General features: G+C 72.7%; 6 protein-coding genes. 3 read left to right on the top strand and 3 right to left on the bottom strand.

The features are described 5' to 3' along the window. Positions 1–144: 144 nt before the first annotated feature. Positions 145–1152 (top strand): sensor histidine kinase, encoded by a 1008-nt coding sequence (locus ACFV8T_RS07595; protein ID WP_385325469.1) that lies wholly within the window; start codon positions 145–147, stop codon positions 1150–1152. A gap of 25 nt (positions 1153–1177) precedes the next feature. On the opposite strand, the gene ACFV8T_RS07590 is transcribed toward ACFV8T_RS07595, so the two are convergent. Then, positions 1178–1933: an SIS domain-containing protein gene (locus ACFV8T_RS07590; protein ID WP_385325467.1), complete on the bottom strand. Its 756-nt coding sequence runs from the start codon at positions 1931–1933 to the stop codon at positions 1178–1180. Between the two features lie 209 nt (positions 1934–2142). On the opposite strand from ACFV8T_RS07590, the gene ACFV8T_RS07585 reads away from it, so the two are divergent. Together ACFV8T_RS07585 and ACFV8T_RS07580 are read left to right on the top strand one after the other, a co-directional pair. Continuing rightward, positions 2143–2835 (top strand): metal-dependent transcriptional regulator, encoded by a 693-nt coding sequence (locus tag ACFV8T_RS07585; protein WP_266415810.1) that lies wholly within the window; start codon positions 2143–2145, stop codon positions 2833–2835. A gap of 763 nt (positions 2836–3598) precedes the next feature. Next, positions 3599–4492: an alpha/beta fold hydrolase gene (locus ACFV8T_RS07580; protein ID WP_385325573.1), complete on the top strand. Its 894-nt coding sequence runs from the start codon at positions 3599–3601 to the stop codon at positions 4490–4492. An 81-nt stretch (positions 4493–4573) separates the two neighbouring features. On the opposite strand, the gene ACFV8T_RS07575 is transcribed toward ACFV8T_RS07580, so the two are convergent. Both ACFV8T_RS07575 and ACFV8T_RS07570 read right to left on the bottom strand, forming a co-directional pair. Continuing rightward, positions 4574–6220, bottom strand: a complete 1647-nt coding sequence (locus ACFV8T_RS07575) for a transporter (protein ID WP_385325465.1) — start codon at positions 6218–6220, stop codon at positions 4574–4576. After that, a complete protein-coding gene (locus ACFV8T_RS07570) occupies positions 6217–7047 on the bottom strand; it encodes an ABC transporter ATP-binding protein (protein ID WP_385325463.1) in 831 nt (276 codons plus the stop codon). Before ACFV8T_RS07570 ends, ACFV8T_RS07575 begins: the two co-directional genes overlap by 4 nt. Between the last annotated feature and the right edge of the window lie 5 nt (positions 7048–7052).

Raw genomic sequence — 7052 nt, 5'->3', positions numbered from 1 at the left:
GGGGGGGGGGGGGGGGGGGGGGCGGACTCCCGGGGGGGGGGGTGGGTAAGTGGGGGGGGAAGGGGGGGCCCGAAAAAAGGGGGGGGAAGGGGGGGGCCCCGGGCGCCCCCTGGGGGCCCCACCGCCTCCGCCGTCCGGTCGGGCATGGCCACCGCGCCCGCGCTGCCGTCGTCGGACTGGGCGCAGACCGTGGTCATGCAACCCGGGCAGTACGCGGTGGCGCAGAGGGTCACCACCGCGGCCGGGGACGCCGCGCTCAACCAACTGCTGACGGTCTCCGGGGTCTCCCTCGCCGTCTACTCGGCGCTCTCCGTCGCGCTCGCCTGGTGGATGGCGGGCCGGGTGCTGCGGCCGGTCGGCGTCATCACCGCCCGCGCCCGCCGGCTCTCCGGCAGCAACCTGCACGAACGCCTCGCGCTGAAGGCCCCGCCCGGCGAGCTCAAGGAACTGGCCGACACCTTCGACGGGATGCTCGACCGGATCGAGGAGCTGGTCGCCGCCCGGCAGCGGTTCGCCGCCAACGCCGCCCACGAGCTGCGCACCCCGCTCGCCGTGCAGCGGGCCGCGGCCGAGATCGGCCTCGCCGACGACCCGCCGCCCGAGAAGGTCGCCTGGATCCGGGACAAGCTCATCGACACCGCCGCCGACAGCGAGCAGCTCATCGAGGGACTGCTGCTCCTCGCGGTCTCCGACGAGGGCCTGCGGCGGCGCGAACGGGTCGAACTGGACGCGACCGCGGCCACGGTGACCGAGGCGCTGGAGGCGGAGGCGAAGGAACGGTCCATCACCGTCGAGGCGGAGGCCCGGCCGGTGTCGGTCGAGGGCGACCCGGTCCTGCTGGACCACCTCGTGCACAACCTGGTCGCCAACGCGCTGCGCCACAACCACCCCGGCGGGACGGTACGGGTCCGGGTGGGGCCGGGCGGTCTGGAGGTCGCCAACACCGGGCCGGTGGTGGACCCGGCGACCGTGCCCCTGCTGTTCGAGCCGTTCCGCCGGGCGCAGGCCCGCCGCCACGCTCCCGGTGAGGGGGCCGGTCTGGGGCTCTCCATCGTGGCGTCGATCGCGCGGGCGCACGGCGGCGAGGCGAGTGCGACGGCGAACCCGGGCGGCGGACTGACGGTCCGGGCGGTGCTGCCGACGTGCCCGTAGCGGGGCGGCCGGCGGCCCGGCGCGATCAGTGGCGGTAGAAGATCCGGTCCCGGTACTCCGTCATGACGCGGCCGTTCCACTCGTGACCGCCGTCGACGTTTCCCGACCGCAGCATCGGCGGTTCGACCCCCCGCGCCACGAGTTGCTCCACCGCGGCGGCCATCATCGCCTGCATCACCGCACTGGTGACGACCGTCGACGCGGGTGCGAACGGCGCCTCGACCCCCTCGGCGGTCAGCTCCGCGTCGCCGATGGAGATCTTGCTGTCGAGCACGATGTCGCAGTGGTCCCGCAGGAAGCCGCCGGAGCCGTGCCGGGACCGGGTGCCGTGCGCGTACGCCACCGAAGTGACGCCGATGACCTTCAGTCCGAGCGCCCGCGCGTTCATCGCCATCTCCACCGGAAGCGCGTTGCGCCCGGAGAGCGAGATGATCACGAGGACGTCGCCCGCCTTTGCGGGGCTGGAGTCGAGCACCGCGCCCGCCAGCCCGTTGACCCGCTCCAGTGCCGAGCCGAGGGGCGCCGGCATGACATCGACGCCGACGCTCCCGGGCACGGCCAGCAGGTTCATCAGGGCGAGGCCGCCCGCCCGGTAGACGACGTCCTGCGCGGCGAGGGAGGAGTGCCCGGCGCCGAAGGCGAAGAGCCTGCCGCCCGCCGCGACGGTGTCGGCGATTGCCGCACCGGCGGCCGCGATGTTGCCGGACTCCTCGTCGCGTACCCGCTCCAGCAGGCCGATCGCTGCGTCGAAGAACTGACTGGCCAGCTTGCTGTCGCTCATCGAGGAGGCCCTTTCCGGCGGGAGGAAGTGCTCACGGGTGTCCGTGCCGCGGATCACGTTGCGGTCTGGACCAGTGACATGTCAATACCGCCCATGCGGCTCCGCTGCACGGTGTTCGGCCGGTGCGGCACGGTTGTCGGCGGTATGCGTCAGAATTGAGTCAGGGCCAGCGCACGACGTTTTTCATGTCACAGCATCGAGGGGCACGAATGTCCGGACTGATCGACACCACGGAGATGTATCTCCGCACCATCCTCGAACTCGAAGAGGAAGGCGTGGTCCCCATGCGCGCCCGGATTGCGGAACGGCTGGACCAGAGCGGTCCGACGGTCAGCCAGACGGTGGCGCGCATGGAGCGTGACGGCTTGGTGCAGGTCGCGGGCGACCGGCACCTGGAGCTGACCGACGAGGGGCGCCGCCTCGCGACGCGTGTGATGCGCAAGCACCGGCTCGCCGAGTGCCTGCTCGTCGACGTGATCGGTCTGGAGTGGGAGCAGGTCCACGCCGAGGCATGCCGCTGGGAGCATGTGATGAGCGAGGCCGTGGAGCGGCGGGTGCTGGAGCTGCTGCGCCACCCGACGGAGTCCCCGTACGGGAATCCGATCCCGGGCCTGGAGGAGCTGGGCGAGAAGGCCGAGGCCGACCCGTTCCTCGAAGAAGGCATGGTGAGCCTGTCGGAGCTCGACCCGGGCGCCGAGGGCAAGACGGTGGTCGTGCGCCGGATCGGTGAGCCGATCCAGACGGACGCCCAGCTGATGTACACGCTGCGGCGCGCGGGTGTGCAGCCCGGCTCCGTGGTCAGCGTGACCCAGTCGCCCGGTGGCGTGCTGGTCGGCAGCAGCGGCGAGGCGGCGGAGCTGGACGCCGAGGTCGCCTCGCACGTGTTCGTGGGCAAGCGCTGAGCGGTACCACCGTCGGGTGGGCGCCCCTGGGCGGATGCCGCCGAGGGGCGCCCGTCCTGGCCGGATGACGCCGCTGGGGCGCCGCTTGGCGGAATGCCGTCGCCGGAGCGTCCCGGCGTGACGTCCGCTTTCCCTTTTTCCGTCCGGAATTCCAGCGCCCGGACGGATCACGTGCCAGGCTGTGCCTGAGGCATACCTGAGAGTGTCGGCCATCTGGCCGCGCGGTCGGGGAGGGAGCAGGCGCATGTGCCCGTCGTACCGGCGTGTCCGGCACGCGCACCGAAGAGTGGCTGCCACGGCCCCGGCCGTCCGCGCATCGCGCGTCGGTGCCCGGGGAAGCGCCCACGGACGTACGAGTGAATCGCGCACCACTGCCCATGGGCGTACCCGCGCCTGGCGCACCGCCGCCCGCGAGACCCGTGCCGCCGCCCGCCGATGCGCACCGGCGCCGGCGGCTCCCCGGAAGACAGAGGGCCCCGGCGCCTCGCGGCGCCGGGGCCTGTCCTCCCCTGCTTTGACCTGGAGCCCCGAGCTCTCGAGGTCAATCCCCACGGGCCCTCATCCCCGAGTGGCCCGCCTCCCGGAGAAGGTCTCCCCTCCGCTGCCGCGGTCAATCCTTGGAGGCGGTCACTCGAACGAGCGGTGTTGGATGGCGGAACCCGGTTTTCGAATACAAGTTCGATAGTCTGGCGTGACGCGACCACGCGGTGATCGAACAGTGGATCAAGCGGCGATCGAGGACCAGAAGGGGGTGCCAGGACATATGGTGCGGCGCATCGATGTGACCGGGACCGGCGGCGTACGCCTCGCGGCCTGGGAGTTCGCCGACCCGCCCAAGGGGCGCGCGGAGGGCGAGCGCGCCCCCGGGGTCTTATTGCTCCACGGCCTGATGGGCCGGGCCGCGCACTGGGCCCCGACCGCCCGCTGGCTCGCCGAGCGGCACCGGGCCGTCGGCCTCGATCAGCGCGGGCACGGCCGCAGCGACAAGCCGGCCGAAGGCCCGTACACCCGTGATGCGTACGTCGCCGACGCCGAGGCGGCGATCGAACAGCTCGGGCTCGCCCCCGTCACCCTCGTCGGGCATTCGATGGGAGCGCTCACGGCCTGGCAGCTCGCCGCGAAGCGCCCCGATCTCGTCCGGGCCCTGGTCATCTGCGACATGCGGGCCTCCGCGCTCGGCGCGGCCTCGCAGCGCGAGTGGGAGGACTGGTTCAAGACCTGGCCGGTGCCGTTCGCGACGCTCTCCGACGTACGGAAGTGGTTCGGCGAGGACGATCCCTGGGTGGAGCGGCCCAACCCGGCCCGCGGCGAGTTCTTCGCCGAGGTGATGGCCGAGCGGGCCGACGGCTGGCGCCCCGTCTTCTCCCGCCGCCAGATGCTCCAGTCCCGCGCGACCTGGGTGTTCGACGCGCACTGGGAGGAGCTGGCGCAGGTCCGCTGCCCGACCCTGGTGCTCCGCGGCCTCGACGGCGAGCTGGGCCGGGCGGAGGCTCAGGAGATGGTCCGCGTACTGCCGCGCGGGCAGTACGCGGAAGTGGCCGACGCCGGCCATCTCGTCCACTACGACCAGCCCGAGGGCTGGCGCGCGGCGGTCGAACCCTTCCTGGAGCAGTTCGCCGAGGACCCCCAGGACGACCGCGAGCCCGTCTCGACGTAACGGAGCAGCCGAGACGAAGCCGACCGGGCGACGAAGCGACGAGCAGACGGAGCGACGCGGACGGTCCTGCGGCGGCGGCCCTCAGCCCTTGCTGACCGCCGCCAGGATCTCCGGGAGCCGGTCCGCCGTGCGGGGAGCGGCGAGCCGCAGCCCCGCCCAGGAGATCAGCGCCCCGTACACACCGCCCACGGGCAGCAGCAGCCACAGCCACTGCTCCAGGTCGGCGACGTGCAACCAGATCGTCACCGCGATCACGGGCGCGCAGAGCAGCCCCGCCGAGACCATGCCGCCGAAGATCGAGATCCAGGCGAGCCCGCCCTGTCCCGGCGCCACGTTCTTGAACGCCCCGTCCTGCGGGATCGAGTACGGGAAGTTCGCCGACGCCACCGCGCCCGTCGCCAGCATCCCGCCCAGCAGGGCGAACGACAGCCCCATGACCTCCGGCAGGTCGCTCCAGTCGCCGAGCACCGCGGCGGTCACCACCGTCACCATGACCGTGTAGGGCAGCGTGATCAGCAGCAACGCCAGGGCCCGCGCCCGCAGTTCCAGATAGGCGTCACGGGTGGAGGAGATCGTCAGCGCCACCATCCAGAACGCGGAGGTGTCCTGCCCGAACTGGTTGTACATCTGGATGCCGAGCATCCCGGCGGCGAAACAGGCGAAGTACATCGAGCCGGTGCCCTGGAGCGCGTTGAGGATCGGCACGATCAGGCCGATCGCCAGCGCCGTGGTCCAGGCGGCCTTGGTCTTCGGGTCGCGTGCGATGTACCGCAGGCTGCGCTCCATCACCGGACCCGTGCGCCCCTGCGGCAGCAGCGCGGAGAGCCTGGAACCGTCCTTGCCGGCCTTCTCGCGGGCCGGCCCGGCGGCGGCCAGGGTCGAACCGTCCGGGGCCGTCATCAGCTTCACCAGGCTCCGCTGCCACAGCCACAGCAGCGCGACCAGCGCCGCGACGGACAGCAGCAGCTGTGCGAGGGCCTGTCCGTACGAGCCCCGCGACGCCGAGTCCACCGCCCCGACCGCCGAGGCGGGCGGCAGCCAGCGCACCACGTCCGCGGCCGGTTCGAGCGCGGCGAGCCCGCCCGCCTGGCCGAGCCGCTGCGCACCGAAGTTGACGACCTGGAAGCCGACCGCGATCACCAGCCCGCTGAGCACCGCGAGATCGCGGCCCTTGCGTGACGTCAGCAGCCGGGTGTTGGCCGTGGCCACGGCCCGTGTCAGCGCCACGCACACCAGCAGCGTGAGCGGCGCGGCCACCACGGCGAACACCGCGCCGGCCGCCCCGTGCGCCACCGCGAAGGCCGATCCGGCCGCCAGGCAGAGCGTGAACAGCGGGCCGATCCCGACCAGCGAGGCCGTCAGCAGCGCCCCGACCAGCGGGCGCGGCCGTAGCGGCAGCATCACCAGCCGGCTCGGGTCGAGGGTCTCGTCGCCGCTCGGGAAGAACAGCGGCATCACGGTCCAGCCGACCGCCACCACTCCCGCCAGCAGCACGACGAAGGCGCCGGCGTGGGCGTGCCCGTGCAGCGCGATCAGCCCGAGCAGCAGGCCCGCGGCGATCAGCAGGGTGACGACGACGGAGGTGACGTACGCGGCCCGCCGCCCGGCCGACTGCCGCAGCCCGTTGCGCAGCAGGGTCAGCTTCAGCCGTACGAAGACGCCGATGAGCCCCTCGCCGCCGGCGGTCGGTCCGGGGGCGGTCCCCACGGGGGCGTCGAGCACGCTCATCGCTTGCCGCCCAGCCAGTCCAGGGAGTCGCCGGTGGCACGGGAGCCCGCGCCGACGAGTTCGAGGAAGGCGTTCTGCAGCGAGGACGCCTCGCCGCGCACCTGGGCCAGGGTGCCCTGGGCCCGGATCGTGCCGGCCGCCATGACGGCCACCCAGTCGCAGAGGGACTCGACGAGCTCCATCACATGGCTGGAGAAGACGACGGTCGCCCCCGAGCCGGTGTACCGCTCCAGGACTTCGCGGATGGTCTGTGCCGAGACCGGGTCGACGCCCTCGAACGGCTCGTCCAGGAACAGCACTTCGGGGTTGTGCAGCAGCGCGGCCGCGAGCCCGATCTTCTTCCGCATGCCGGTCGAGTAGTCGACGACCAGCTTGTGCTGGGCGCCCGCCAGGTCGAGCACATCGAGGAGCTGGGTGGCCCGCTTGTCGACCTCGGCTCCCGGCAGGCCCCGCAATCTGCCGGTGTACGCGAGGAGTTCACGTCCCGAAAGGCGCTCGAAGAGCCGCAGTCCCTCCGGGAGCACGCCGATCCTGCTCTTCACCTCGACCGGGTCGCGCCACACATCGCGGCCGGCCACCTCGACGGTCCCCTGGTCGGGCCGGAGCAGCCCGGTGACCATCGACAACGTGGTGGTCTTGCCCGCGCCGTTGGGCCCGACCAGACCGATGAACTTGCCTGCGGGCAGCTCCAGATCGATCCCGGCCACCGCGGTCTGTTCCCCGAACCGCTTCCACAGCCCCTGTACGCGAACAGCGGGCGGCGGCGTGGCCGGTCCGCCCGCCTCACCCGCCCGTGCCGCTCTGTCGGTCTCTGTCCGGTCCTGCATGATGC

This window comes from Streptomyces sp. NPDC059832, from assembly GCF_042731715.1.
Classification (GTDB): domain Bacteria; phylum Actinomycetota; class Actinomycetes; order Streptomycetales; family Streptomycetaceae; genus Streptomyces.
This window is presented reverse-complemented; position numbering and strand designations above follow the sequence as displayed.

Excerpts from the sequence above, each read along its gene's own strand:
- ACFV8T_RS07590 (WP_385325467.1), bottom strand. The coding sequence starts at position 1,933 with ATGAGCGACAGCAAGCTGGCCAGTCAGTTCTTCGACGCAGCGATCGGC.
- ACFV8T_RS07575 (WP_385325465.1), bottom strand. The coding sequence starts at position 6,220 with ATGAGCGTGCTCGACGCCCCCGTGGGGACCGCCCCCGGACCGACCGCC.
- ACFV8T_RS07580 (WP_385325573.1), top strand. The coding sequence starts at position 3,599 with ATGGTGCGGCGCATCGATGTGACCGGGACCGGCGGCGTACGCCTCGCG.
- ACFV8T_RS07570 (WP_385325463.1), bottom strand. The coding sequence starts at position 7,047 with ATGCAGGACCGGACAGAGACCGACAGAGCGGCACGGGCGGGTGAGGCG.
- ACFV8T_RS07595 (WP_385325469.1), top strand. The coding sequence starts at position 145 with ATGGCCACCGCGCCCGCGCTGCCGTCGTCGGACTGGGCGCAGACCGTG.
- ACFV8T_RS07585 (WP_266415810.1), top strand. The coding sequence starts at position 2,143 with ATGTCCGGACTGATCGACACCACGGAGATGTATCTCCGCACCATCCTC.